Source organism: Ferdinandcohnia sp. QZ13 (genome assembly GCF_031324165.1).
Classification (GTDB): domain Bacteria; phylum Bacillota; class Bacilli; order Bacillales; family Bacillaceae_L; genus Ferdinandcohnia.
Genome location: NZ_JAVIVW010000001.1, coordinates 833,516 through 859,114 on the forward strand (window position 1 = coordinate 833,516; position 25,599 = coordinate 859,114).

Consider the following 25,599-nt stretch of genomic DNA (forward strand, 5'->3'; position numbering starts at 1 on the left):
TTAAGACTGGTTATCCAATGTCCGTTTATTTAACAAAGTCAAAATGAGTATGATAATAAATAGAATAAAAGAAATCGCACTCGCATATCCCATTTCCAATTGCCTAAACGCTTTTTCAAAAACGATGAACACAACTGTTTTGGATGCACCTATGGGTCCGCCATCCGTCATTGTTAACATTAATGTAAATTCCTTGAACGCAGACATTGTTGATATAACGGCCGTAAAAAATATAATAGGCTTCAACATAGGAAACGTAATGTGAATATGTTTCTTCCAAAACCCTGCCCCATCTAATTCAGCCGCTTCGTACAAATCTGTGGGTACCGATTGTAGTCCTGCTAGATAGAAAAGCATATAGTAACCTAAGCCTTGCCAGATCGTTACAATCGCTAGACTAATCATTACGAATTTCCTACTTGTTAACCAATCAATCGGATTTATTCCAATAAGGCTTAATAAGTAATTGAAAATTCCGTCACTTGCAAATAGCCAATTCCATAAAATTGCTGTAATGACAACAGAAACAAGTGCTGGGAAGTAATACGTTAATCGAAATAGCTTAATGCCAATTAATTGTTGATTAACTAGAATTGCCAGAAAAACGGGTAGAACGACTAATGCAGGTGTAACTAAAATCCAATAATACGCCGTATTTTTTAAGGCATTCCAAAACTCTTCATCTTTAAAAGCTCGAATGAAATTTTCAAGCCCAACCCAATCTACCGTCCCCATGAATACATTATAGTCTGTAAAACTAAGTCCTAACGCTGCCAGCGCTGGAAGTAAGGTAAACGTCGTTAACAATATACCGGTTGGTAAAAGAAACATCCAAGCGTGTCTAGCTTTATACATACAATCACTCCTACCATAGTCACGAATGCTAGTCGGTTTCAACCAGGCTACTCATTTCAGCCTAATTTAGTAATTAGTTATTCCTTAGAAAAGAAGGCATTCACTATGCCTAAGCAATCATGAATGCCATAGATAATTACTATTGTTCTATTAATTAAAGGATGCTAGGTTTTTGATGTATGTTATTTCGTCTTAAGAAGCTCATTAATTTTTGCTTCAGCATCTTCAATCGCTTTCTGTGGATCTTTATCTTCTAATAAGACCTTATGGAATTCTTCGTTGACAGCCTTATTAATTTCTGAAATATTCTCGACAGGAGCAAACATATCCTTTGCAATATCTAGCTGTTTTGCAGCATAAAATTTACCTTTTTCTGCTGGATCATCCGAATTTTCACCTTGAGTAAAGAATTCATCAGCCGCAGCTTCTTTTACTGATGGGAGAATTGCCACAATCTTACTGAATGCTAACTGGCTTTCAGCGTTTGTAACAAATTTAGCAAATTTAACAGCCTCATCAGGAGCCTTCGATTTTGCAGAAACCGCAATGTTCATAATCGAAACATGTCTAAATCCTGACGAACCAACGATGGCTGGTGCCGCATCAGATTTATCATATACTTCTGGAGATAAATCTTTTACCTGACGATAAAGTTGTGGTCCAGTACTCCACCATGCTATTTTCTCTTGTGCATACCACTCGTTTGGTTTCGCTTGAGCTAATAAAATTTCCTTAGGAATTAGCCCCTTATCAAAACGCTCTTTAAACGTTTTAAATACTTCAACTGCCTCAGGCGTATTAATTGCTGCACTTTTTAGGTCATCAGAGACTAAAGAAATACCATTTTGTGGTAAGAACAAATGAATGTCAATTGGTGTATTTCCATATACTCCTAACTTTTCATAAAGAGCCTCTGACATTTCCCAGGCTTCTTCTTCGGTTGCAGGAGGATGGTCAAAACCTGCCTTTTCTAATAATTCCTTATTGTATAAAATACCACCAGTTGATAGATACCAAGGAAGGGCATATGATTTGTCACCTAAATTTCCTGCTTCCCATACACCTTCAAAGAAATCATTTTTTACATCTGCTGCTTTTTCTGTAAGATCTAGAACAGCACCAACAGCTGCAAGTTTCTTAAGATAATCTGTGTTTAAGTTCATAACATCAGCAAGCTGTCCAGAAGCGGCGGCAGTTAACGTCTTTTGTTCAACTGTGTCGTATGGAATATCTTCCCACACCACCGTAACTCCAGGATTTTCTCCTTCGAACTGGTCGATTAAACCGTTTATGTAATCATCAAATGTAGGGCTTAGCGAAATCGTCCAAAACTTAATTTCAACATTCTTTTTCTGATCTTTGTTACCTTCGTCATTTGTCCCTGTACTTTCATTTTTCGAACAGGCAGTTGCAACAAAAAGCATTAAAACGATCAACAACATTGAAAGCCTTTTCAATCTTTTCAATTCGATTTCCCCCTTTTTTAATTGAAGAAGATTTCACATCCTGATGGAACTTTGCTCCTAAATAACATGTTGAAAGTGAAGTTATTCTTCATAATTTATTTTATTGCAAGAAGATTACCATGTCAATACAATTATTTCAATTTTTAGAATTTTAAATCTACACAGAATATGAGTTCTACTTTTATGATTCATTACCTCTCCATAATTTCAAAATCTATAAATTTCCATTAACATATGCAATGGTTTCGTCGATGTGTGAAATGATTCCTGGAGCATCGTGTCCTGAAAATGGGTAAGCAATTATTGATTTCTCTGCAACAATGTGACTGTATACGCCGTAAATGGATTGAGGCGGGCAAATTAAATCCTTGAAGGCTACCGAAACTCTTGTCTTACTCTTAATCTTCGGAGCTAAATTAAGATTGTCAAAATATGAAAGTGTTTCAAATACCTGTTTACTCTTTTCAGGATATCTGTGCATAAAATTTTCGATACTAACGAGAGAACCTTCGAATTTTTGCTGGATAGCAAGTTCGATATTGCACATATTTGGAACATCCGCAACAACTAATGAAGGACGATTGTCTAGTGCTGCAACCGCTAATGAAATTCCTCCCCCTAAGCTTGCACCAAGTAAGCAAATTCGTGATTTATCGATTTCCTCTCTAGTAAAAATAACATCGACCGCACGTTTGCAATCCATATAAAGTTTTCTATAATAATATTCATATTTATCGAGGATTCCTTGAGTTGCCCATGTTCCAGTAGCACCAACGGAATAGTGTGTATCCTCGGCACTTTCTCCATGTCCGCGACAGTCTACTGCTAAAACTGCATATCCCTGAATGATCCATTTCATATAATTTGATATTGAACCTTTATTACCACCGTAACCATGAAATGTAATGATACAGGGTAATTTTTCAGTTTGAATTTTTGGTAAAATATAAAAGGCATGTATAGGCGTTCCTGCAAATCCATTGTATAACAAGCTATAAGCTTCTATCTGACTAATTGGATAATCCATCTTTCTCATTTCAATTTGCAGTGGAGTTTCAGTTGATTCCTTCAAGGTATCTTTCCAAAATTGGTCAAAATCCCTTGCTTTAGTTAGTTTCGGTTTATAATTCTCAAATCCTTTGATTTGTTCTTCATAAAATATCATTTGTTCCCTCGTCCTTATATTTTTTTCTAGCATATTTTTTAGTACTCATTTTCCTCTTGCTGGCTCTTTGAACTTCAAACATGAAGTACTATTCCATCGTAGGCAACCTTAATGCCAGTGGACGCAAAGATTTCCTCTAGGTCCTCATGCATAAGACCTATATTATGAGAAAAATGAGTCGCAATCATTTGACCTTCGTTCGTCATAATCCCTTTTTCAAGAAATACTTTCTGAATGTCCTTTACTGCCTCTATATTAAGATGATTTCTTCGCTCGGGTAGTAATCCATTTGTACAATCCAAAATCGCTACGTCAATCTTTTTCGTGGATAACCATTCCCATGTTTGTTCAGGAAACCACCCTGTGTCATGACCATGAAATATCCTTTTCCCATCCTTCTCTATGTAGAAGAGTAAACATGTTTCTAATGGGTTATGGTCTGCAAGCAAAGGAGTCACCTTTGCTGTACCGACCTGATACGTAGTAAAAGGGTGCATTAAAGTAAATGTAAAATATTGATCAGTGTGCCATAATACTTCTTTAGATTTATAGATAGCTGCGTCATTTCCATAAATATGTAGAGGATATGAAAAATCATGAGCAAATCCTGGTGTTCTCATTCCTAGATCTTTTGGATTAAAATGGTCCATATGTGTATGGGTAAATAACAAATGTTCTATCTTTGAAAGATCGAGATTATGTGTTAAGACATGATGATAGGTGTCTGGTGGAAAATCAATTTTAATCGTATCATCAATAATCGTTGAGGAACGTGTTCTAATGTTCTTTCCCCCTAATTCTCTTGCCTTCTTACAATGCTTGCAATTGCAAAATAGTCCCGGAAATCCTTCTGCCGCTGCTGTCCCTAGAATTTGTATTTTCATACAATGATTATCCTTTCTCTTTAGAAAAGTAAAATTCCCCATGTATCCAATTTAAGTTTTCGTGTTTATTATTAGTTTAAAACGATTACGACACGACAAGGAAGAGCAGGTTAATTAAACCCACTCCTCCTTGTCTATTACGTATCGCTTCGAACCATTTTAAGGAATCCAGGAATATGATGTGGAGCTGTACTAGGCTTTGCAAATTCCTCTTCAACAATTGGCCACCAGTCAAACAATTCTAGATACACTAAATCAAAGATCATAACACCATGTGTCAATTCGATATCCTTGCGAAGCGCCTTACGGAACTGTTCAGGATTATTAATATATTGATTGAGATATAGACTTCCATAAACAAATGTCGATTCATTAATAACATCCATTGCTAACTCAGCAGAACCCTCAACACTATGCTCAGCAATTCTGCCATTTGCAATTGCTTCATCTTTTGTTACATGTTCAAAGTACGTACCTGTCATGATGAAATCGAGTGTTTCAGCATAGCCGGTTTTGTGATAATCCGGTGAAGTCCAGCTGTAATCTGGTTGATAGGTTTTACTTGCCCAGTTTACACCCTCACTATAGTAATCTGAATACCATGCACCTACATACGTACTAAAATATACCTCGTCTTTTATATCATGGATTGTTTTCTCTGCCTTCTTAAAGAAAGACTGGATATTTCCTGCACGCCATTCAATCCATTTTTTGTATAGAGGACCTTCTACCATATTTTGCTGACCGTTCTCAGCGAATTTGATTTCAAAAATATCTTGTGGGAAATTATCAACTTTATGACCAATATACTCTTCAAATTTTTCGCGGCTTAATTCACTAAAGTCAGCGTAAATATTATTGTATCTCGCGCGATCTAGAACAATTCCATCCACATCATAATTCGTAACTAATTCTTCAATGATACCTAATTCATAATTTTGAACATCTTCACGAATCGGGTTTACAAATGTTGAATGCCCTGCTGCTTGTGAAGATGGTACAAGTTTTATTTCGGTTGATGCGACATCAATCTGATCTCCAACCTTCACATTATCAAGTAACCAAGTTCTTGCTGTACCATGACCAGACAATACGTAACCGTTTTCAGGAATTTCTAAGGCAGGTGTTCCAAATGTGTTCCGGTCAGAAACCTGTGTTACAATTCCATCTGTAACTTGAACTTCAGCCCCCCAACGGTTTGCAGGCGAGACATCATACTTATCTGGCGTATACAATACAAGATAATTTGTATTTCTTGTCGTATTTGAACCATCAATTTTTCTTGTTTCTCCGTTTGCAGTTGTAGCTACCCTTGAACCCTCATAAATGACGGATTGCCATTCTGGATTCTCATAGGCTGGCCCTTCTTGGTAAGTAGTGCTTCCTTCTGAGAAAACATTAATAGCCGCATGGACCTTTATCCCGTATTTATGTGCTTCTTCTACTACATTTTGTAATAAATCATAATTCTCGGGGTAACCTTGAAATTTATCAATCTTCTTAGATGTACTTGCATGAGGAGCTAAATTACTATTGTAGGCAACAAAACCTGTTGAATTTTTTATATCTAGAATAATTGTGTCAATATTTGCTTTAGCCGTTTTGGCAACAATCTCTTTCACTTTCTCTTTCGTATTTAGATATTCGATATTTGCTGACAAGTCATACCAGAGAATTCTAGCCTTTTTATCCGGATCTTTTACTATATTTTGTAATACATTCTTCCTAGCAGTATCATTCCCGCCTTTAGCTGAAACCGGAATAGCCAAAAAAGTTAACAATAAGAAAGCAGTAACAACAGCAATTAATTTTTTCATATTTCGCTCCTTTTTACACCTTTTCTTTTCTGTTACCTTTATGTATTTCAACGATGCAAGAATGCCTACCCTCCTTTTTTGAATTATCTAAATAATAGCACATTTATAACGGAAGAAGAATATTTTCTTCATTTTTATAAAGTAAACAGGATAAATTATCTACCGGTTATTAAAACATTACATTTTACAACAAAAACCCCTATGACTTAGGACCTATATTCAGATGATTGATTTGCCCTTCTGTTACACTTAGTTCACCCATTCTAATTGACTGTCTTTATTTTTGATATAATAAGGTTATCGAATTCTTGGGGGTAAATTAACATTGGACAGTACTTCCATAAGAATACGTTAGGGCATTTTACAATAAGAATACAATCAAAAAATCTGACTTTCGTCATTTTGAAAGTTTAGTGTATGAGGTGAAACTTTATGGCTTTTGGCATTAAACGAAAGGAACTTGTAGAATGGAAGAAAAAGGTATCGCAAGGGGAAATTGCGTTTTTGACGCATTATTGGATAGACGACCGTTTTCCTGGAATGACAACCGTCACAAAGGTTGGTTGTGCTGACCTTGAAAAGCTTAAAAGGTGGGGCAACAAATATGGGATTCCTTCAAGGTACATTCATAACCGGACAGGCTTTCCCCATTTTGATTTATTAGGTGAACGACAGATTGAAATTCTAAGAAATGAAAACATGCTACATCAACTACAACGGTTCAAAGGATAAGCCATTTGGACTATTTTCTTTTCAACGAATTTGGATAGAATAAAAAGGGTTATGAAAGGAGGACGTGATTATGCTTAATGAATTTAAAAAATTTGCTTTAAAAGGCAATGTGATTGACCTTGCAGTCGGGGTCATTATTGGTGGAGCATTCGGAAAAATCGTTACATCTCTTGTGAATGATATTATAATGCCGCTTATTGGTTTTTTACTTGGTGGAGTAGACATATCAAAGGCTTCTATCCCCTTTAACGGTGAGGAAATCATGTATGGAGCTTTTCTACAAACAGTTTTGGACTTTTTAATTATTTCTTTTTCTATTTTTCTCTTTATTCGCTTCTTCCAACGCTTTAAAAAAAGAGAAGAAGAGAAACCTTCAGAACCAACGCCAACAAAAGAAGAAAAATTACTTACTGAGATTCGTGATTTGTTAAAAGAACAAAAAGGAATGTCCAAGTCGTAAATGACTTGGACATCCTTTTTTTATACTTCCCAAGGTAAGGCAATGCTAAATTTAGCTGCCATTTTTTCGTTTTCTTTTTTGCGTCTTTTTCGATTTTCCGCCCGTTCTTTTGCAGATTCATGCAGCATCTTTTCTTCCTCGGACTTCGGTATAACTTTTGGGACTGGCTTCGGCTTGCCATTCTCATCTAATGCGACAAATGTTAAAAACGACAATGCGCAAATATGTCGTTCTCCCGTATATAAATCCTCGGCTATCACTTTCACAAAAACTTCCATCGAGGAACGTCCCGTGTATGTGACAAACGCTTCTAAACATACTGAGCTTCCTTCCTGAATCGGGTGAAGGAAATCAACGGAATCAGTTGATGCAGTAACAACTGGAGAGCGTGAATGACGAACCGCTGAAATGGAAGCAACATCATCAATATAAGCCATGAGCTTACCGCCAAACATTGTTCCATGATAATTCGTATCAGGCGGAAATACATTACTTGTCTTCACAACAAAAGATTCCTTGCAATACTTAGCTTCTACCATATGTAAATCCCCCTTATTCTATCTATGTTCTATTCTTCACATATTTTATAATTTCAAACGAACGAGTTTTTCTCCCCATGGCGCTACTCCATTTGGTTGAAAACCAACCCGCAAATATGTTCGTTCGGCCTCAATATTTTCTTGATTATACCCGATGATAATTTCTTTGGCGTCTGGTTTTGCTTTTATATTTTCTACCACTAGTGAAAGAGCTTTAGTGCCGTATCCATTCCCCTGATATTTTTCATCAATCATAATCCGGTATACCCAATAATTGTTGTCATCCTCGTCTAATCCAAACATTGTAAACCCAACCATATCGTCATTTGCATAAATAGCAAAAGCCTCAAAGTTTGGTAAAAACTGCACCTCAGCGATTGAATAGAGATTTGAAGCAATATATCCTTTTTGGGAATTGCTAACCTGTAAATTAATGCATTCTTCCCAATTATCACGTGTAACTTTTTGTAACATCACTGTCAAGTACGTATCCCCCGATACTTTAGTATAAGTTGGCTAAGGCTGCCCCTCCATCATATTATCGTATGTCTTCGCACGACGAATTTCAATCATTTTTTCAAATGAAAAAACGCTAGCCAAATCGCTAACGCTGGTTATGCAGAGAATTTTTTTTCGAGTCCTTCGAATGAATATACACGATCTATGAATAAAGCGTAAATTGAAGCTAATATCTGCTGGAAGAGCATCCCCACCACGACTGGAACAGCGACTTCAGCTGGGAAGAATGTAATGGCAATGACGGCTCCGGCACTAATATTGCGCATGCCCCCCGTGAAAATAAGAGCAATTATGACATCGGAGTCTAATTTCATGAAACGACCTATTCCCCATGCGATTAAATATCCACAAAAGGCAATAAAGAAAACGACCGCTCCGATTAGTATCAATTTCAGGTTTACATTTTTCAAATAGGGTGCGATATCGGCACTATTGATCATCACCACTACTCCAAGGCCAATCTTTGAAAATGGTGCTAGGTTTGGGCTAAGTGTTTTTGTACACTTGCCTCTTGTAACATGGTTAACAAGCATGCCAAGAATTGAAGGCAGCACAACCATGAAAAAGAGCCCCTGCATGATACTTAAAATATCCATCTCAACATTACTTCCTACAAATAATGTTAGACTATACGGCACCACAAAAGGTGAAATCAATGTATCAATTAAAATAATAGAGAGTGTAAGTGCAATATTACCGTGCTTCATCGCAACCCAGATAAAGCTTGAAATCCCAGTTGGAATCACCACTGCTAAAATCAATCCAGTAATTGTAAAGCTGTCACCTGGAAAGGTTAAATGCCCAACAATCCAAGCCCAGGCTGGCATGATTAAGTGTAATGTAAAAAGAGCAATTAAGATTGGAAATGGATGTGTGATTGCACGTTTTAACGAACTAAAACTAGAACTTAAAGCTCCTGAAAACGTGATGAATGCAAAAATCCATGGTACTAAATACGAAAAAGGAGCCAAGTATGCAGTTAATAAGACACCCAAAACTACACTAGTAGGTGTAATGAGTGGCATAAGTTTCTCTAATTTTTTGTTGAGCTTCTGTAACATCATCATTCTCCTAATTTATGAATCTACCACTATAAGTCCATTTTTTAAGTATACTACAATTTTAGCATTTTAGAGGTTGTCTAATAAAGGAAATCAGTAAACTTGGGTATTATGACCAAAAAAAAGCATCATCATAAAGTGACAATGCTTTTCTCTATTCTTAGCTCGGGTCATTTTCGTCATATGAAAGGGTTGTGACCTGTGTGTAATCCCCTTTTTCAATTTCCTTCATTGATGCATCTTCTCTTAATTCCTCTTCTGTGTCCATTCCAACTGCGATTGTTGGCTCTTCCTTCTTTTGGCTTTTTTTCATAGTAACCACTCCTTTCTTTTAGTATTCCCTTTAGTTGGGAATGATACAAAAAACAACCATGTTTTCAGAATAGTATTTTTATGCGATTGGAAGCATTTTTATAAAAATAACCCTCGCATTTTTATGCAATTTGTTATAAAGTAGGATTTGTGACTTTTTAATGAGGTGAAACAACTATGGCAATTCAAAAACAACAAGTGAAATCAGCAATCACTGATTATTTAAAATTTATTATTCCATCCTTAATTGGAATTATTTTATTTATTGTACCCTTTCAATATCAAGATACATTCACAATCCCTGTTGCCATTTTGGCGGGTATTGTTCAAGATTTATTAGGCGATTCAATTCCTTATATCATGACCGGTTTAATCGCGATTACTGGGGTTATTTCGATTTTTACAGTATTCGTCAAACCCGCACTTATTACGAAATCACCGTTTTTATCGGGACTCTTTTATGTGTCTCCAGTATGGATTGTGACAAGAATTTTAGGGATGGTTTTTTCGATTATGACCCTCTTCAAGCTTGGTCCTTCCGCTATTTGGTCGGATGCAACAGGTGGTACTTTGCTATTTGATTTAATCCCTGTTCTATTTTCGGTCTTTTTATTTGCAGGACTGTTTTTACCATTATTGCTTGATTTTGGTTTATTAGAGCTATTTGGTGCATTGCTGACCAAGGTGATGCGTCCCCTTTTCAGATTACCCGGACGTTCATCCGTTGACGCCATCGCTTCTTGGTTAGGAGATGGAACCGTTGGGGTCCTTCTTACAAATAAGCAATATGAAGAAGGCTACTATACAAAAAGGGAAGCAGCCATTATTGGAACGACCTTCTCGGTTGTTTCCATCACGTTTACAGTGGTGATATTAGCTCAAATGGGATTGCAGAATATGTTTGTGCAGTTCTATTTTACAATCCTACTTGCAGGTTTTGTTGCGGCGATTATTACACCAAGAATCCCGCCATTATCAAGAAAACCCGATACGTATTATGAAGGTACAACACAAAAAGCGGACGAAACGATCCCAGGCAATGTAAGTCGTTTCAAGTGGGGAATGGAACAAGCCGTTATCCAAGCGAAAAAAAGCGAAGGCGTTTCGAAAGTAGTAAAGGGTGGAATGCAAAACGTTTTAGATATGTGGATGGGTGTTGTTCCAGTCGTTATGGCAATCGGAACAATCGCACTTCTGATTGCAGAATATACTCCAATCTTCAAATATCTTGGCGCACCATTCGTACCGATTCTAGCCCTACTTCAGGTGCCAGAGGCAGTTGCCGCATCTGAAACAATGGTCATCGGATTTGCCGATATGTTCCTCCCTACCATTATTGGGGCCGATATCGAGAATGATCTTACACGATTTGTAATTGCAGGAGTATCCATTACACAGCTAATCTACATGTCTGAGGTTGGTGGATTATTACTCGGTTCAAAATTACCAGTATCGTTCCTAGACTTAGTCATTATCTTTTTACAGCGGACGCTGATTACTTTACCAATTATTGTTGGAATGGCATATTTGTTTTTTTAAACGTATGACCATAAGATTCCGTTTATCAGCCATAAAAATGAAATAATGACCATTGAGTGCAGTCTAATGCCCATAAAATGAAAATAAAGACCATAAAACACAAGTAGGCCCTACGAATTAAACCTTCGTAGGGCTTTTTACATTAAAAGTATCAGACCTTCACCGGAACTTCTTCCTTCGTAAAGCCTTCTTGGTAAATTCGACTGATGATCGACTCAATTTCAGGCTCTTCTACCGTTAAATCCGTAATATTGTGAGTTTGAGTAATTTGGGAAATCACATCTGACGCAGAATAATCGTCACGATTGAAACGAATCCACTTTCGGTTTCCTTCCTCTTTGCAAATTTCCCCATTCGAAACCTGTAAGTCCAGTCCATTTTCCTCAACATCCACAATTAATGTCCGCATTTTACCATAACGCGATTTAACCGCTGCAATCTCGCCATCATACACCTTTTGACCATGATCAATTAGAACCATTCGTTTACATAGCTTTTCAATGTCTTCCATATCGTGAGTAGTTAAAATTACCGTCACATTTCGAAGCTTATTGATTTCTTGAATAAACCCGCGCATTTTTTCTTTCGCAACGACATCAAGTCCAATCGTTGGCTCATCTAAAAATAAGATATCTGGGTCATGTAGCAGGGATGCTGCAATGTCTGCTCTCATTCGCTGACCTAGTGAAAGCTGTCGAACAGGCGTGTTCAAAAACTCACCTAAGCCTAATATTTCTGAAAAAGTATCCATATTCTCTTTATAGCGCAATTCAGGAACACGGTAAATTTCTTTAAGTAATTCAAAAGATTCAATCGTTGGTAAGTCCCACCATAGCTGTGTCCGCTGTCCAAACACAACACCAATGTTTTTCGCATTTTTCTTCCGATTTTCATACGGGATAATCCCGTTAACACGGATCGAACCACTTGTTGGAACTAGAATACCGGTAAGCATTTTAATCGTCGTTGACTTCCCTGCACCATTTGGTCCAATGTATCCAACCATTTCCCCTTTTTCAATCGAAAATGATATGTCCTTAACCGCTTCTTTCGTTACAAATTGCCGGTTCACCACACTTTTTAAGGCTCCCATGAACCCAGTCTCTCTTTTTGCAATCTTAAATTCTTTTCGTACATTTTCGACCTCTATAATAGCCAAGAAAGGCCCCCCCTTTTTTTACGATCCAGCACTCTTATATCGACTTAAACCAAGCATCCATACTTGATACGCAATGATAAAAAACACGATTCCCACGAGTGGTGTAAGATACCCGATATAGGAAGGAAAATAAGGTGTTTCCTTTTCTAAAATCACTGCTGCCGGGAAATAGTTCACAAACCCAAATGGAACGACAAATGCCGTTACCCATTGGACCACCTTTGGATAAATCGCAAGAGGGTAGTTTGTTAAATTTCGAGCTGGATACATCACAACCCAATAAAAACGCTCTGATTTTGTCGTCCAGAAGGCAATTGCCGAAATAAATACGAGGAGTCCCCCTTGAACCAATATTCCTCCGATAACCGCTCCAAGTAAAAAGAGGATTTTTCCAACTTGCCAATGAATATCAAGCGCAGTACTCACCCAAATAAAGACCAAAATACTAAAAATGAACTGACCCGCTGCCCCTATATCGAACTTCATCGCCATAAAATGAAAGAATGGATTGATGGGGCGAACAAGAAAACGGTCAAAGGTTCCATTCACAATATACGTATCCAAGCTTCTAAAATGGAAAAAGAGAATAATGCAAAATCCCCATGACAATACAGCAAGTGCAAATAAAAAGAGTAACTCATAGAAATTCCATTTTCCTAGTTCTTTAAATTGATAGAGCATGACCCACATAGTTATTGCAGTACCTGTGTAGGCTGCAACCATCCCGACAATGCGCATAATAAATGCAAAGCGATATTGCATCTGGGCACGGACACCTGCTCCGACGAGTCGAAAATACAATTTTATGTAATCGATTATTTTTTTCATCCCTTACCCTCCCTGCACAATCACTTTGTTTGCAGCTTTACTCCAAACAAATCGGAGGATTCCATATGAGACTGCCACCCAAAATAACTGGAGCCCAATTGATAAAAAGACCTCGCTACCCGAAATCTCTTCTATGAAAATAGCATTTGGAATAAAATAGATTCCTTGAAATGGTAAATATGTTGCGAGCGCTTGCAACCAATCTGGGAAAAACCACAACGGTATGACAGATCCAGATAGAAGTGAAACAGAAAAATAAAAGATATCCTCGATTCCCCCTGTTTCAATGAGCCAAAACGTAAATAAGCCGAATGTCAGCTCGATACAGTACCGAATCAGAAAACCTAAAAACCCTGAAATGATAAACACAATCCACGTCTGCCATGAAGTTGGTAAACTTAGATCAACAAAGAAAAACAACAGAATATATAATGGCACCAAAGCGGTCAGCATATAAAATGCAACACTGCCAAAATCGGCAAATAAATAGCGTAACGGCACATCAAAAGGTCTCATTAATTCGAGCGCAATGTCCCCTGTACGAACCTTTTCCTGCAACTCCCACAACGGCGTTCCAGCACCATTCACTGCGGTTAAAAATTGACTGACGACAACATAGGTAAGCATGGCTGTTAAAGAAATTCCACTTGCTTGTTCTTTACCAGCATAGAGTGCATACCAAATGGACATCCACATTAATAGAAAGATAATATTTGAAACCAACCTTGTCCACACATCAAATCGATAGGCGGCTGATCTCATAAAGGCTTTCTTCGTAAAAGCCGTATACATTTTTACCGTATCCATCAAGTCACCTACAAACATTTAGCTAAAAGCAAAGCATATTCGGACACTTTGCTTTTAACAAATTTTCTTTATAGTAGCATAATTGCCTCCCTTTCGACTAGGCTCTTTCTCTCTTTTTCGAGCCCAGTCGTGTAACAGTTTGTTCAATTAAGATGGCGACAATTGTTCCTAGAACGAGTCCATTATTTAAAATCGACGTTAAAATAGGGGGCACATCCTTAAAAGCATCTGAAGGCACGAACATTGATCCAATCCCAACAAATAAAGAGAACACAATAATCAATCGGGAACGACTCTTATTCACCAAGTTTTCAAATGCAGCTAAAGCAGGCAACATGAGATTGGCGAATATAATAAAAACCGTCGCATACCCGATTGGTGCCGGCAATCCTGAAACAAAGTTCATGATTTTAGGAAAAAAACTAATGCCGACTAAAATAAAACTACCGACAATAAAAGGGAGTTTTGTATTAATTTTCGTGGTTGCAATGAAACCTGCAGCACCTGAGATTGGAACGGGTGCAACCGCTGAAAAAATCCCTGCGAACATTTGATTAACCCCTGCCATAAATCCTGCCGGACGATATCTAGTTTTTTCAGTTTTAATCCGTTGGGAGTGTAGCACCTGCTCAACAACTCTTATGCTTGCTATCAAATTTGTTAACAGCAATAGAGTCACAAGGATCGCTGTGGCAATCATTCCACTATCAAAAACTGGATTCCCAAAGACAAATATACGAGGAAATTCCATCAATTTATTCGATGTCACTTTGATTGGCTCAGTAAGACCGAAAATAGCAAAGATGATCCAACCAAGGGCTAAGCTAATAAGAACGGAGTATTGTCTTAATGCCCGAGGTCCCTTTTCTGCAAAAACAAACGTGAAAAGAATAATAAACAGACAAATAACTAAGATTTTGAGATTTACCGTTTTTTCTCCCCGGTAACCCACCCCAAAGATTCCATTTAAAAATGAACCACTTAGTTGAAGTGAAAGTAAAATCAGATAAGTTCCTGTTACAACCGGTGTAAATAGCTTTGAAATTCGATCAATAATTCCAAGTACACTTAAAAGCATAAATAAAATTCCACTAACCAAGATCCCCGCTTCTATCGCTCGGAGTGTATCTTCCCCGGAGCCGTACAAGGTTGGTCCTAGACCTGCATAAATGATAAACACGCCCCACCATAAACCGGCCGGTCCTTCATTAATCGGCAGACGGTGCCCAAAATACACTTGGACTAAGCTTGCTAATCCGAGCACTAGGAAAGTCCGCGAAACAAAGCTTGCCGTATCAGCTGGGTCCATTCCATAAAGAGCCGCTATCGCAATTGGTGCAACAATCGAACTTGCAATGATAAACGCAAGCCATTGTAATGAACTAAAAAACACTTTCAATATTCTCATCCCTATTCATTATGTATGGTCTTTATTTTATCATTTTTTTCAATTTGTGTATGTCTGGTATAATCTAGTATATGCTCTTATTTTTGTTTATGGAGGAAAATATATGATTCGTTTTGGAATAATCGGTACTAATTGGATAACAGATGCATTTTTAGAAGCAACAAAAACAATCGAGGATTTTTCATTAACAGCGGTGTACTCGCGTACGGAGGAACGCGCAAAGGAATTCGCTGAAAAATATCAAGCATCCTATACCTTTACATCGATTGAAGAAATGGCACAATCTGATGTAATTGATGCTGTATATATCGCAAGCCCGACTTCCTTTCACGCCTCTCAAGCCATAATTCTATTAAATCATGGCAAGCATGTTCTTTGTGAGAAACCGATTGCCTCAAATTCGGTGGAACTAAACGAAATGATTCATGCGGCAAAAGGAAATCAAGTGCTCTTAATGGAAGCTTTGAAGTCTGGGTTTCTCCCTTCTTATGCAAGTATTCGCGAGAACTTACATAAAATCGGTCCTGTTCGGCGCTATTTTGCGAGCTATTGTCAGTATTCATCCCGCTATGATGCCTACAAGAAAGGTACGATTTTAAATGCCTTTAAACCTGAGTTTTCAAATGGTTCATTAATGGATATTGGCGTGTACTGTGTGTATCCGATGGTCCAATTATTTGGAAAGCCGGATTCAATCAAAGCAAGTGGTCTAATGCTTGATTCGGGTGTGGATGGCGAAGGTAGTATTCTCGCCCATTACAAGGAGATGGAGGGAATGATGATGTTTTCGAAAATCACGAATTCATACATCCCTTCTGAAATACAAGGTGAAAATGGTAGCATTCTGATTGATAAAATCTCCTCTCCTGAAAAAGTTGAAATCCGGTATCGGGATGGTCGTGTCGAAGATATTTCAATCCTTCCTGAGCAACACACGATGTATTATGAGGCAAAGGAATTTATTGAATTAATTAAAAATGGTTCATTCGAATCAACTGTCAATACATACGAAAACTCAATCGCGGTAATGGAAATTTTGGATGAAGCCCGGAACCAAATGGGGCTAGTGTTTCCTGCAGATCAATAAGGTAAAACGCTTGCGATACAACCCTATCGCAAGCGTAATGTATACCCTATAACTTTTTTAATGCATCTACTATCGGCTCATCCCCACTTACAAGATCAAAAGCCTGATTAAATGTACGTTCCTCCGTTAAGGAACCGACAATCACTTTTGCGACATCTGAACGGGGGATTGTATTTCTCGTTAAATTCTCTCCTACAGCAATCTTCCCAGTGCCTTCCTCATTCAATAAGCCACCAGGTCGAACAATCGTATAGGTTAACTCACTTTGTACGAGAATTCGGTCTGCATAATGTTTTGCGACATAGTACGGACGGATGGCTTCATTCCATTTTTCCCGTTGATTTGCTCCTAGCGCACTAACCATGACAAAGCGTTTTACTCCCGTTTTTTCAGCCGCTTCAATTGTTTTCACAGCCCCATCCAGGTCAATTAATAGCGTTTGATCTGGACCTGTGTGACCGCCAGACCCTGCAGTAAATACAACTGCATCACAGTTCGAAATCGCTTCACTAATTTTATCCACACTATCAGCAATACTTGCTAAAACTGTTTCAACACCTAACTTCTCAAAATAGGCTACTTGCTCTTGTTTACGCACCATTGCCAGTGGTGTATGCTCACTACTTTCCTTTAAAAACTTCACCACTTGTTTTCCAATTTGTCCATTTGCTCCAACTACACAAACCTTCATCCATCTAGCCCCTTTCAGATTGTATTTCTTTTATTATTACAAGTTAAGGAAAAGTTTTCAAACGAATGGGCTTCATCGTTACTTCAAGAATACTTATATTAGCAGCATAAAAAAAGACCACTGAGCCTTAACTCGTGTGGTCCAAAAAACTTACGCATATAGTGATTGAGCTTGCATGCGATACATGTTTGCATAAATACCGCCGTGAGCCAATAATTCATCATGCGTCCCTTGTTCTTTAATGACTCCTCGCTCTAATACAAGAATGCGGTCTGCATTTTTGATAGTTGAAAGACGGTGAGCAATAATAAAAGTTGTTCGCCCTTTCTTAAGAACATCCATCGCGTGTTGAATAATCTCTTCGGTCTCCGTATCAATATTTGAAGTCGCTTCATCCAGTATTAAAATCGCAGGGTCAAACGCTAGTGCACGAGCAAATGAGATTAGCTGACGTTGACCTGATGAAAGTGTACTTCCTTTTTCAATAACCGGTTCATCAATTCCTTTCTCAAGGTTCTTGAGAACTCGTTCTGCACCAACTGCTTGTAATGCTTCCTCTACTTTTCCCCGTGTGATTTTCGGGTCATTCAAGCTTACATTTGAAGCAATGGTACCTGTGAACAAATACGGATCCTGTAATACGATTCCCATATGCTGACGGATAGTTTGTCTTCGCGTTGTTGTGATGTCAATACCATCGATAAATATCTTTCCTTTGGATGGGTCATAAAAACGGAAAAGCAAGTTCATGATTGAACTTTTTCCAGAACCGGTATGACCAACTAAGGCGACCGTTTCACCACGTTTTGCTTCAAACGATAGATTTTTTAATACATATTCATCGTCCTTATAGGCGAAAGTGACATCATCGAATACCACATGACCATCATATCTTGGCATGGTTTCCTCTGATACCTCTTCCCCTTTTAAATCTAATACATCAAATACTCGTTTTCCTGCCACAAGTGAGCGTTCTAATTGGGAAAACTGATTCACAACATTCGTTATTGGATTAAATAACCTTGTTAAATAATCAACAAAGGCGTACAGCGTACCAGCTGAGGCAACCTCACCTACTGATAATGATTGTGTGCCAAAATAAAGAATGAAAACCGTGAACATCATGAGACGCAAAGTATTTACTAAGTTAAATGAAGTAGCAGAATCTAATAATAATAGTTTTCGTCCATATGCATAATGCTCATTATTCATGTCATCAAATTCCTTCGTCATTTGCTTTTCACGACGAAAGGCTTGAATAATTGTCATTCCTTGAATGGACTCATTGATCATCGCATTGATGTCCGCAATTTTTTTTCGGACCACTTTATTATACTGTGATGCATATTTCCGATATAAAATCATCCAAACATAAATGAGCGGAATCATGAGTAATGCAAGCATCGCCATTTTCCAATTGAGTATAAAAAGAGCAATATAAACACCCGCAATGGAAATAAAGCTTGTCGCAAAATTTGAAAGTACCTGCACATATAAATTTCGAACGGCTTCTGTATCATTCGTAACCCGTGCGACAATTTTTCCGGCTGGCCGTTGATCAAAGAATTGAATCGGTAATGTATGAATATGACCAAATACATCCTTACGTAATTTTTGGATAACCCGATTCGCTCCTACCTGTAAATAAATATACATGAAATATCGTAAAATCGCCGTAGCGATGGCTAAAATCAAATATAAGCAAAGTAACCATGCAATTGGCTGAATTTCAATATTTCCAATGACCATATATTCATCGATGATATATTTCGCAATAAATGGGCCTGCTAAATCCGTAAGGACTGCAATCGTTAGGAAAAATAGTCCAATGAAAATAGGTCCCTTGTAATACATCGCATATTTTGTTAAACGTTTACCTGTACTCATGCCTGACCCTCCTCTAGCTGCTGACGGTCAAATTGTTCCTTATACCAACCATTTTGTCTTAGAAGTTCTTCGTGAGTCCCTTGTTCTGTAATTTGACCCTCATCGAGCACGATAATATGATCAGCGTGTTGAACACCAGATAAACGATGTGTCGTAATAATCGTGGTTTTGTCACTTCGCTCATTCTGAATGTTTTCGATGATTCGTGCCTCTGTCTTCGCATCAACCGCTGATAGTGAATCATCCAGGATTAAGATTTCAGGGTCTTTGATAAGCGCACGTGCAATAGAAACGCGTTGCTTTTGTCCTCCAGATAAGGAAACACCTTTTTCTCCTACAAGGGTTTCAAGTCCCCTTGGTAAGTTTTCCAAGTCTTTCTTAAAGTATGCTAAATGAATAGACTTCTCGATTTCTGCATCTGTAGCATCTTCTTTACCAAACAAAATGTTTTCTCGAATCGTACGTGAAAATAACACGTGATCCTGAGGAACATATCCAATCCAATCAAGTATTTGTTCCTTCGTCTGTGATGCGATATCAATTCCGGCAATACTGAGTTGACCTTCCTGTAATGGATATTCGCGTAGTAATTGTCGTAAAAATGTGGTTTTTCCAGCACCTGTTTTCCCAACGATACCTAGTGTTTCTCCTTTTTTTAGGGATAAGGTAATCTTCTGTAGGTTCTTTACCTGACTCGTTGGATATTGGAACATTAAATCATGGAATCCAATATGATTCGGTGTCGAAACAGCAACTGGATCATTTGAATTTTTTACATCTGCCTCATAATTGAGCGTTTCTTGGACACGATCAAGTGAAGCATTCCCTTGTTGCATAACGTTGATCAATTCACCAATTGCAAAAATCGGCCACACGGCAAGACCTAAATACACATTAAATGTAACAAGCTGACCGACTGTCATTTCGCCATTTGCTACAAGAAATGCACCATAACCTAGTGCTACTACATAGCTAATACCCGTACCGACTTTCGTAATCGGGCCAAATAAAGCATTAATCTTCGCTGTATGCATATTTTTCTGGTAAACCTCTTCACTTTTATCAGCGAAGACTTGTTCATCTTTCTTTTCCTGGACGTAGGCGCGAATGACTCTCACACCTGCAACTGATTCTAGGACATTATCATTCAATTCTCCAAATGAATCCTGGGCTTTCATATATCGTTCATGGACAATTTTCCCTAAATATTGAATGAGCACGGCCATAATAGGAACTGGTAGCATTGAAAAGAAGGTTAATTTCCATGAAATCATGAATCCCATTGCAAAAATAATCGTTCCCAAAAACAAGGTGGAATCGATTAACGTCATAATTCCAAAACCCGCTGTTAGTGAAACGGAATTCAAGTCGTTCGTCGCACGTGCCATTAGGTCCCCAGTGCGGTTCTTCTCATAAAAAGTCGGTGTCATTTTTAAAAACTGCAACATGAGCTTTCGACGCATGACTTTTTCAAGATTTAAAGAACCTTCAAACAATCGGTACTGCCAAAAGAAATTTAAGAAATAGCCAGCAACGATAATGACTACGAATATTAAAATATATTGAATCAATACAGTCCTTGTCATTTCACCAGCTGTTAAAACATCGATAATTGAGCCAAGTAAATATGGTGGAATCACTTCTAATACTGTGGCTATCATTAACAAAACAATGGCAATTGTATATTGCAACCAGTATTTTTTAAAAAACCAACTAAGTTTACCTAATACTTCAAACATCTCTCATACCTTCTTTCTCGTTCACAGTTGTTAGCCTTGAGCTACCCACTATCTAGCAACTCCTTGTTGAAAATCAATACTCTTCGCTTTTTCCACATTTTTTCTTCTCCCCTTCATGCGTATTCACTAAAAAACTCCACACAAAAAAGATGCATACCCTAAAAGAGCATGCATCTTTTGTAAAGGTATAGTTGGCGTACCATACCTGTAATTGCATTAGGAATCTACAATTCTACAAATAAAGGTATGGACAATGTATAAAATTGTGGTGTAGTTTACGTGTTTTTGGGTCTCTCATTGTCCTTTCCTCCTTTGTAAAATTTTTATTAGTGTTCTTGAAGATTACCATTTTTTTCATACCATTGTCAACTATCAGATTATTGTTTTTATACTTTTTTAACAAAAAACATCCTTAGCCTAGACATTCCCCTCTAATATGTCATTAAGCGAAGTATGATCTAATAACTCAGCGATTTTATCGCGAATTAATGCCCATAAGGGTTTTAATAAACATCCTACCTCTAACGGACAACTTTCATAAGACGTTATGCTTACACACCCCATGGGTGCAAGTGGTCCTTCTAAGTTTCTAATAACGTCGCCAATGATAATCTCATTTGGACTTCTGCTTAATTTGTAACCTCCATTAACACCTCTTTTACTTTGCACATAGCCATTTCTTTTTAATTGCAGGAGAATCTGTTCTAAGTAATTTACTGGTACAAGTGTTTTCTCCGATATTTCCTCTATATTAATTAAATTTTTACTTTCTACACCAAGATAAATTAAGGCTCGCAACGCATATTCTCCCCTACTCGAAACCTTCATTTGATCTCCCCTTTTCCAAAAATTCAGGCGCCATATTTATTGGGATAAAGTACCCAGCCAAAGAATACTTCATATCTTAGGTTAGAAACTTGATTAGATTAGTCAACAATTCGAAATCTTCTCTATAGTCTATTCAGGATTGTTAGAAAAAGGAGAGATTAATGTGAAAAGGTTAGTTTTACTTGCTTTTATAGGTCTAGCCGCACAGCTAGTAGATGGTTCTTTGGGTATGGCCTATGGAGTAACCTCTACATCATTATTACTGATGTTTGGGATTGCACCAGCTGTTGCATCTGCATCCGTACACATGGCTGAAGTCGTAACAACGGCTGCATCAGGTGTATCACATATAAAATTTGGAAATGTGGATAAACAGGTTGTTTATAAACTAATCATACCTGGCTCTATAGGTGCATTTTTAGGTGCTTGTTTCTTAAGTAGTATACCTGGCGATATTATTAAACCCTATATATCAATTTTCTTATTAATTTTAGGAGTTTTTGTGATTTATAAATTCCTTTTTAAATTTAACTCAAATAGAAAATCCTCAACTAAGAAATGGACAAAAAAGCAATTTGTTCCCCTTGGCTTTATTGCGGGTTTCTTCGATGCAACAGGAGGTGGAGGTTGGGGTCCAATTGCGACACCCGTTTTATTGACTGGTCATAAAATGGAGCCAAGAAAAGTAATCGGCTCAGTTGATACAAGTGAATTTGCTATAGCTGTTTCATCTACACTAGGGTTTCTCTTAACATTGGGCTGGTCGAACATTAATCTCCAATGGGTGCTTGCGTTAATGATAGGCGGAATCATCGCAGCTCCAATTGCAGCATGGTTGGTTAAAATCATTCCTACCAATCTATTAGGTACACTTGTGGGTGGAATTATTATAATAACAAATATCAGAACTCTGTTAGGAGCTTTAGATATTTCTCAGGTGGTAAGCTTATACACGTATATCATCCTTAGCGCTTTTTGGCTTATAGCAGTAGTAAACGTCATTTGGAAACTCAAAAAGAGTGGATATAATAAACAAGTTTTAGATTAAACCACTACACACACAGCCTGATGTTCTTTTATCGAGCCATTCCTATTCACCGAGCATAAAAAGCTACTCCTACCGTGCCTTTTTAGAACAAACAGATAAAAATTAATCAAAACCGACTTTTTTGGAGAGAGGTTTCATACAATTCTTGTAGGGGTGATGAAAATGCCTAGAGTAAAATATACGGACAATGATGTAAATTTAGTGGCAAGGATGATGAGAGCTGAAGCTGAAGCTGAAGGGCGACAAGGAATGCTGATGGTTGGTAACGTCATTGTAAATCGCGCAGTAGCCAGTTGTTTAGACTTTAAAGATCTTAGGTCCATACGGGATGTGATTTTTCATGTACAAGGTGGAAATTATTCATTTGAAGCAGTACAAAAAGGCAACCTGTTTTATAATCCAGCTAGAAATGTTGAAAAAAGGTTAGCTAAGCAAACATTGGACTATTGGAGGGAGCATCCTTCAAAGTATTCTCTTTGGTATTTTAACCCGTATGCACCATGTCCACCGACATGGTACGGTCAACCATTTGCAGGACAATTTAAAAACCATTGCTATTATGAACCAGAGGCTAATACATGCGATAGTGTTTATAGAGGGTAACCCCCACAGTTTGTGGGGGTTTCAGACTGTTGACAAACGCTCGCATACTTCGTTGCTTGCCTCTCTCGTCCGCTCATGAAGGCAACTTCTATTCGCGTCTTCGATCGGCTGTGCGCCTTGTCTGACAAGCGTTTTCAAGACAGTCTGGGGGAGTAATTTATATCTAGATATCCTGTAATAAATCGTGTAGACAAAGTCAGCAATGACTTTGTCTACACTCTGTAACCCCCACAGATTGTGGGGGTTTTCATATTTTCTAAATACTATCCTCTCACTGCCTTTATTAATCGAAAAATATGGGCTTGATGCGGTATTTAATTTTTAAATGTAGATTTTCACAGTAGTCCCCTTCACAAGCATAAAAAAAGACAAGCACTCTGTACTTGTCGATTATGAAAACTTCGCATCAATATTCCGTAAATGTTCAGAGTCTTTTTCCTTCACCAGTAGGCTTACGACAACATAACTAATGAGTGAGAATAAAACAGGAAAAACAACAGAGTGCATACCAAAGGGTTCAGGATTCGTGGTATGGATCAGAATATAGCTACCTACTCCAACGATGATTGAAGAGATGGCTCCATACTTATTCCCCTTTTTCCAATACAAGCCAAGTACTACTGGCCAAATAAACGCAGCCTCAAGCCCACCGAACGCAAACAAATTGAGCCAGATTAACAAATCAGGAGGATTAATCGCCATTAGGAAGACGAGTACGCCAACCAATGCTGTTACACTCATACTCAGTCTTTTCACGACTGGCTCTGATGCATCCGGCTTTATGTAATTTAGATACACATCCTTCACAACGGTAGAGCCGACAATTAATAAAAGCGAGTTAACGGTAGACATGATTGCTGCCATCGGTGCGGAAAGAACAACTCCAGCCAACCACGGGGGTAATACTTCCATTGCTAACAACGGCATAACTGTATCTGGAACCTCTACCCCAGGAATGATCGCTCTTGCAAATACACCAGATAAATGCATCCCAAGCATAATAAAGCCAACCACAATGGTTCCGATAATCATCGCTTGGTGCATTGCTTTTGCATGCCGATATGACATTGCGCGTACAGCAATTTGTGGCAATCCAACAACACCAAATCCTACAAGAATCCAAAAAGAGGATATATATAACGGAGTAAGAGAACGATCATGTCCAAATGGTGAGACAAGATTGGGATTTTGCCCAATAAGCTCTTTTATGATGGCTGGGACACCTCCACCTGCAATAATTGTTCCGATGAGGATGATTAGAGTCCCAATAAACATAATAATACCTTGTATGGTTTCCGTAAGAGCAACAGCACGAAATCCACCAATCGTCACATAAACTAAAATAGATATAGCAAATATAAATAATGAACTCGTATAAGATAAACCTGTCAAGGATTCAATTAATCTCCCACCTCCGACCCATTGGGCAGACATCGAAGCAAACAAAAACACAATAATACTTGCAGATGATAGCAAAACCACCCACTTCGAATGGTAGCGCTCCTTTAAAAAATCAATAAGGGTTACAGCATTGATCTTACGTGCTACAATCGCAAATTTTTTCCCTAAAACTGCAAGAACAAAATACCCCGTTACCACTTGAATCATCGAGAGCAAGACCCAACCAAGCCCGATATTGTAGGCAGCACCAGGGCCACCGATAAAGCTACTCGCACTTCCATACGTAGCAACCATTGTCATCGCAAGGACAAACCCCCCTAACTCACGGCTTCCTAGAAAATAATCTTGAAGAAATCCGGAGCTACTCTTCAAATGCCCTGCTGCATAAATGCCAATCATAAAAATAATGACTAGTAAACCAAGGAAAGGGACTAATACTTCCCAATTCATAACGAGTCCCCTCCCTCTTCTTCGTCAAACGGTACCTCTTCAAAGACCATTTTTACAAGAATAATCACCAATAAAACCACCACAATAAAACCAACAACACAACTGTAAAAAAACCAACTTGGTAAACCAGCGATATATGTATATTCGGAAACCGGCTTTGACCCTAGTCCATACGCAAAGCCATACCACCATAAGAAATTGAAAACCGCTAAACCGATTCCTATTATTGCTTCTTTTTTAGCGACCTTATATCGACGGTCACCTGTATTGTTTTTCTTATCCATACCTACTTCTCCTTATTAAACAATGAATCG

Annotated in this window: 25 protein-coding genes; 6 read left to right on the top strand and 19 right to left on the bottom strand. The window is 38.0% G+C overall.

Translation table 11 applies throughout. The features are described from left to right. From RGU12_RS04065 to RGU12_RS04085, 5 genes are all read right to left on the bottom strand, one after another. Window positions 1-855 (bottom strand): carbohydrate ABC transporter permease, encoded by an 855-nt coding sequence (locus tag RGU12_RS04065; protein ID WP_309534911.1) that lies wholly within the window; start codon window positions 853-855, stop codon window positions 1-3. Between the two features lie 182 nt (window positions 856-1,037). Beyond that, window positions 1,038-2,321, bottom strand: a complete 1,284-nt coding sequence (locus tag RGU12_RS04070) for an ABC transporter substrate-binding protein (protein ID WP_309534912.1) — start codon at window positions 2,319-2,321, stop codon at window positions 1,038-1,040. A 214-nt stretch (window positions 2,322-2,535) separates the two neighbouring features. After that, window positions 2,536-3,486 carry an acetylxylan esterase gene (locus RGU12_RS04075; RefSeq protein WP_309534913.1) on the bottom strand — a complete coding sequence of 317 codons (951 nt, stop codon included), beginning with the start codon at window positions 3,484-3,486 and terminating at the stop codon, window positions 2,536-2,538. 74 nt (window positions 3,487-3,560) lie between these two features. Further along, window positions 3,561-4,370 (bottom strand): MBL fold metallo-hydrolase, encoded by an 810-nt coding sequence (locus tag RGU12_RS04080; protein ID WP_309534914.1) that lies wholly within the window; start codon window positions 4,368-4,370, stop codon window positions 3,561-3,563. Window positions 4,371-4,507: 137 nt separating this feature from the next. Continuing rightward, window positions 4,508-6,187: an alpha amylase family protein gene (locus tag RGU12_RS04085; RefSeq protein ID WP_309534915.1), complete on the bottom strand. Its 1,680-nt coding sequence runs from the start codon at window positions 6,185-6,187 to the stop codon at window positions 4,508-4,510. Window positions 6,188-6,619: 432 nt separating this feature from the next. On the opposite strand from RGU12_RS04085, the gene RGU12_RS04090 reads away from it, so the two are divergent. Together RGU12_RS04090 and mscL are read left to right on the top strand one after the other, a co-directional pair. Next, window positions 6,620-6,919, top strand: coding sequence for a hypothetical protein (locus RGU12_RS04090; protein ID WP_309534916.1), 300 nt, complete (start codon window positions 6,620-6,622; stop codon window positions 6,917-6,919). 70 nt (window positions 6,920-6,989) lie between these two features. Further along, window positions 6,990-7,379 (top strand): large conductance mechanosensitive channel protein MscL, encoded by a 390-nt coding sequence (gene mscL / locus RGU12_RS04095; protein ID WP_309534917.1) that lies wholly within the window; start codon window positions 6,990-6,992, stop codon window positions 7,377-7,379. A 20-nt stretch (window positions 7,380-7,399) separates the two neighbouring features. On the opposite strand, the gene RGU12_RS04100 is transcribed toward mscL, so the two are convergent. From RGU12_RS04100 to RGU12_RS04115, 4 genes are all read right to left on the bottom strand, one after another. Continuing rightward, the gene (locus RGU12_RS04100; RefSeq protein WP_116350808.1) at window positions 7,400-7,918 is read right to left on the bottom strand and encodes an acyl-CoA thioesterase; all 519 of its coding nucleotides are present in this window, start codon (window positions 7,916-7,918) and stop codon (window positions 7,400-7,402) included. Between the two features lie 45 nt (window positions 7,919-7,963). Continuing rightward, window positions 7,964-8,392, bottom strand: a complete 429-nt coding sequence (locus tag RGU12_RS04105) for a GNAT family N-acetyltransferase (RefSeq protein WP_309536267.1) — start codon at window positions 8,390-8,392, stop codon at window positions 7,964-7,966. A gap of 140 nt (window positions 8,393-8,532) precedes the next feature. Then, a complete protein-coding gene (locus RGU12_RS04110; RefSeq protein WP_309534918.1) occupies window positions 8,533-9,498 on the bottom strand; it encodes a bile acid:sodium symporter family protein in 966 nt (321 codons plus the stop codon). Between the two features lie 160 nt (window positions 9,499-9,658). After that, on the bottom strand, window positions 9,659-9,811 hold the full coding sequence (locus tag RGU12_RS04115) for a hypothetical protein (RefSeq protein WP_309534919.1): 153 nt from the start codon (window positions 9,809-9,811) through the stop codon (window positions 9,659-9,661). A gap of 176 nt (window positions 9,812-9,987) precedes the next feature. Here RGU12_RS04115 and RGU12_RS04120 point away from each other — a divergent pair, with 176 nt between their 5' ends. Then, the gene (locus tag RGU12_RS04120; RefSeq protein ID WP_309534920.1) at window positions 9,988-11,349 is read left to right on the top strand and encodes a YjiH family protein; all 1,362 of its coding nucleotides are present in this window, start codon (window positions 9,988-9,990) and stop codon (window positions 11,347-11,349) included. Between the two features lie 151 nt (window positions 11,350-11,500). Here the strand turns inward: RGU12_RS04120 and RGU12_RS04125 are convergent, their stop codons facing one another. The 4 genes from RGU12_RS04125 to RGU12_RS04140 all read right to left on the bottom strand — a co-directional run bounded on the left by RGU12_RS04125 (window position 11,501) and on the right by RGU12_RS04140 (window position 15,536). Next, a complete protein-coding gene (locus RGU12_RS04125; RefSeq protein ID WP_309534921.1) occupies window positions 11,501-12,508 on the bottom strand; it encodes an ABC transporter ATP-binding protein in 1,008 nt (335 codons plus the stop codon). Window positions 12,509-12,526: 18 nt separating this feature from the next. Then, window positions 12,527-13,336, bottom strand: a complete 810-nt coding sequence (locus RGU12_RS04130) for an ABC transporter permease (protein WP_309534922.1) — start codon at window positions 13,334-13,336, stop codon at window positions 12,527-12,529. Between the two features lie 3 nt (window positions 13,337-13,339). After that, a complete protein-coding gene (locus RGU12_RS04135; protein ID WP_309534923.1) occupies window positions 13,340-14,143 on the bottom strand; it encodes an ABC transporter permease in 804 nt (267 codons plus the stop codon). Window positions 14,144-14,240: 97 nt separating this feature from the next. Continuing rightward, window positions 14,241-15,536, bottom strand: coding sequence for a purine/pyrimidine permease (locus tag RGU12_RS04140; protein WP_309536268.1), 1,296 nt, complete (start codon window positions 15,534-15,536; stop codon window positions 14,241-14,243). Window positions 15,537-15,654: 118 nt separating this feature from the next. Here RGU12_RS04140 and RGU12_RS04145 point away from each other — a divergent pair, with 118 nt between their 5' ends. Next, window positions 15,655-16,638: a Gfo/Idh/MocA family protein gene (locus tag RGU12_RS04145; RefSeq protein ID WP_309534924.1), complete on the top strand. Its 984-nt coding sequence runs from the start codon at window positions 15,655-15,657 to the stop codon at window positions 16,636-16,638. Window positions 16,639-16,684: 46 nt separating this feature from the next. Here the strand turns inward: RGU12_RS04145 and RGU12_RS04150 are convergent, their stop codons facing one another. The 4 genes from RGU12_RS04150 to RGU12_RS04165 form a co-directional block, all read right to left on the bottom strand. Next, complete coding sequence (locus RGU12_RS04150; protein ID WP_309534925.1) at window positions 16,685-17,329, bottom strand: SDR family oxidoreductase; 645 nt, start codon at window positions 17,327-17,329, stop codon at window positions 16,685-16,687. 150 nt (window positions 17,330-17,479) lie between these two features. After that, window positions 17,480-19,216: an ABC transporter ATP-binding protein gene (locus tag RGU12_RS04155; RefSeq protein WP_309534926.1), complete on the bottom strand. Its 1,737-nt coding sequence runs from the start codon at window positions 19,214-19,216 to the stop codon at window positions 17,480-17,482. Further along, a complete protein-coding gene (locus RGU12_RS04160) occupies window positions 19,213-20,955 on the bottom strand; it encodes an ABC transporter ATP-binding protein (RefSeq protein WP_309534927.1) in 1,743 nt (580 codons plus the stop codon). Before RGU12_RS04160 ends, RGU12_RS04155 begins: the two co-directional genes overlap by 4 nt. Before the next feature lie 417 nt (window positions 20,956-21,372). Continuing rightward, the gene (locus RGU12_RS04165; RefSeq protein WP_309534928.1) at window positions 21,373-21,783 is read right to left on the bottom strand and encodes an RrF2 family transcriptional regulator; all 411 of its coding nucleotides are present in this window, start codon (window positions 21,781-21,783) and stop codon (window positions 21,373-21,375) included. A 163-nt stretch (window positions 21,784-21,946) separates the two neighbouring features. On the opposite strand from RGU12_RS04165, the gene RGU12_RS04170 reads away from it, so the two are divergent. Both RGU12_RS04170 and RGU12_RS04175 read left to right on the top strand, forming a co-directional pair. Next, window positions 21,947-22,831 carry a sulfite exporter TauE/SafE family protein gene (locus RGU12_RS04170; RefSeq protein WP_309534929.1) on the top strand — a complete coding sequence of 295 codons (885 nt, stop codon included), beginning with the start codon at window positions 21,947-21,949 and terminating at the stop codon, window positions 22,829-22,831. 162 nt (window positions 22,832-22,993) lie between these two features. Beyond that, entirely contained in the window at window positions 22,994-23,434 is a 441-nt protein-coding gene (locus RGU12_RS04175) for a cell wall hydrolase (protein ID WP_309534930.1), read from the top strand. Window positions 23,435-23,824: 390 nt separating this feature from the next. Here the strand turns inward: RGU12_RS04175 and panF are convergent, their stop codons facing one another. Continuing rightward, the gene (gene panF / locus RGU12_RS04180; RefSeq protein ID WP_309534931.1) at window positions 23,825-25,285 is read right to left on the bottom strand and encodes a sodium/pantothenate symporter; all 1,461 of its coding nucleotides are present in this window, start codon (window positions 25,283-25,285) and stop codon (window positions 23,825-23,827) included. Further along, entirely contained in the window at window positions 25,282-25,569 is a 288-nt protein-coding gene (locus RGU12_RS04185; RefSeq protein WP_309534932.1) for a YhdT family protein, read from the bottom strand. Before RGU12_RS04185 ends, panF begins: the two co-directional genes overlap by 4 nt. Window positions 25,570-25,599: the final 30 nt, after the last annotated feature.

What these genes read in the sequence shown, in the direction of transcription:
- RGU12_RS04065 (WP_309534911.1), bottom strand. Translation starts at nt 855, where the DNA reads ATGTATAAAGCTAGACACGCTTGGATGTTTCTTTTACCAACCGGTATA.
- RGU12_RS04075 (WP_309534913.1), bottom strand. Translation starts at nt 3,486, where the DNA reads ATGATATTTTATGAAGAACAAATCAAAGGATTTGAGAATTATAAACCG.
- RGU12_RS04080 (WP_309534914.1), bottom strand. Translation starts at nt 4,370, where the DNA reads ATGAAAATACAAATTCTAGGGACAGCAGCGGCAGAAGGATTTCCGGGA.
- RGU12_RS04085 (WP_309534915.1), bottom strand. Translation starts at nt 6,187, where the DNA reads ATGAAAAAATTAATTGCTGTTGTTACTGCTTTCTTATTGTTAACTTTT.
- RGU12_RS04090 (WP_309534916.1), top strand. Translation starts at nt 6,620, where the DNA reads ATGGCTTTTGGCATTAAACGAAAGGAACTTGTAGAATGGAAGAAAAAG.
- mscL (WP_309534917.1), top strand. Translation starts at nt 6,990, where the DNA reads ATGCTTAATGAATTTAAAAAATTTGCTTTAAAAGGCAATGTGATTGAC.
- RGU12_RS04100 (WP_116350808.1), bottom strand. Translation starts at nt 7,918, where the DNA reads ATGGTAGAAGCTAAGTATTGCAAGGAATCTTTTGTTGTGAAGACAAGT.
- RGU12_RS04105 (WP_309536267.1), bottom strand. Translation starts at nt 8,392, where the DNA reads ATGTTACAAAAAGTTACACGTGATAATTGGGAAGAATGCATTAATTTA.
- RGU12_RS04110 (WP_309534918.1), bottom strand. Translation starts at nt 9,498, where the DNA reads ATGTTACAGAAGCTCAACAAAAAATTAGAGAAACTTATGCCACTCATT.
- RGU12_RS04115 (WP_309534919.1), bottom strand. Translation starts at nt 9,811, where the DNA reads ATGAAAAAAAGCCAAAAGAAGGAAGAGCCAACAATCGCAGTTGGAATG.
- RGU12_RS04120 (WP_309534920.1), top strand. Translation starts at nt 9,988, where the DNA reads ATGGCAATTCAAAAACAACAAGTGAAATCAGCAATCACTGATTATTTA.
- RGU12_RS04130 (WP_309534922.1), bottom strand. Translation starts at nt 13,336, where the DNA reads ATGAAAAAAATAATCGATTACATAAAATTGTATTTTCGACTCGTCGGA.
- RGU12_RS04135 (WP_309534923.1), bottom strand. Translation starts at nt 14,143, where the DNA reads ATGGATACGGTAAAAATGTATACGGCTTTTACGAAGAAAGCCTTTATG.
- RGU12_RS04145 (WP_309534924.1), top strand. Translation starts at nt 15,655, where the DNA reads ATGATTCGTTTTGGAATAATCGGTACTAATTGGATAACAGATGCATTT.
- RGU12_RS04150 (WP_309534925.1), bottom strand. Translation starts at nt 17,329, where the DNA reads ATGAAGGTTTGTGTAGTTGGAGCAAATGGACAAATTGGAAAACAAGTG.
- RGU12_RS04155 (WP_309534926.1), bottom strand. Translation starts at nt 19,216, where the DNA reads ATGAGTACAGGTAAACGTTTAACAAAATATGCGATGTATTACAAGGGA.
- RGU12_RS04160 (WP_309534927.1), bottom strand. Translation starts at nt 20,955, where the DNA reads ATGTTTGAAGTATTAGGTAAACTTAGTTGGTTTTTTAAAAAATACTGG.
- RGU12_RS04165 (WP_309534928.1), bottom strand. Translation starts at nt 21,783, where the DNA reads ATGAAGGTTTCGAGTAGGGGAGAATATGCGTTGCGAGCCTTAATTTAT.
- RGU12_RS04175 (WP_309534930.1), top strand. Translation starts at nt 22,994, where the DNA reads ATGCCTAGAGTAAAATATACGGACAATGATGTAAATTTAGTGGCAAGG.
- panF (WP_309534931.1), bottom strand. Translation starts at nt 25,285, where the DNA reads ATGAATTGGGAAGTATTAGTCCCTTTCCTTGGTTTACTAGTCATTATT.
- RGU12_RS04185 (WP_309534932.1), bottom strand. Translation starts at nt 25,569, where the DNA reads ATGGATAAGAAAAACAATACAGGTGACCGTCGATATAAGGTCGCTAAA.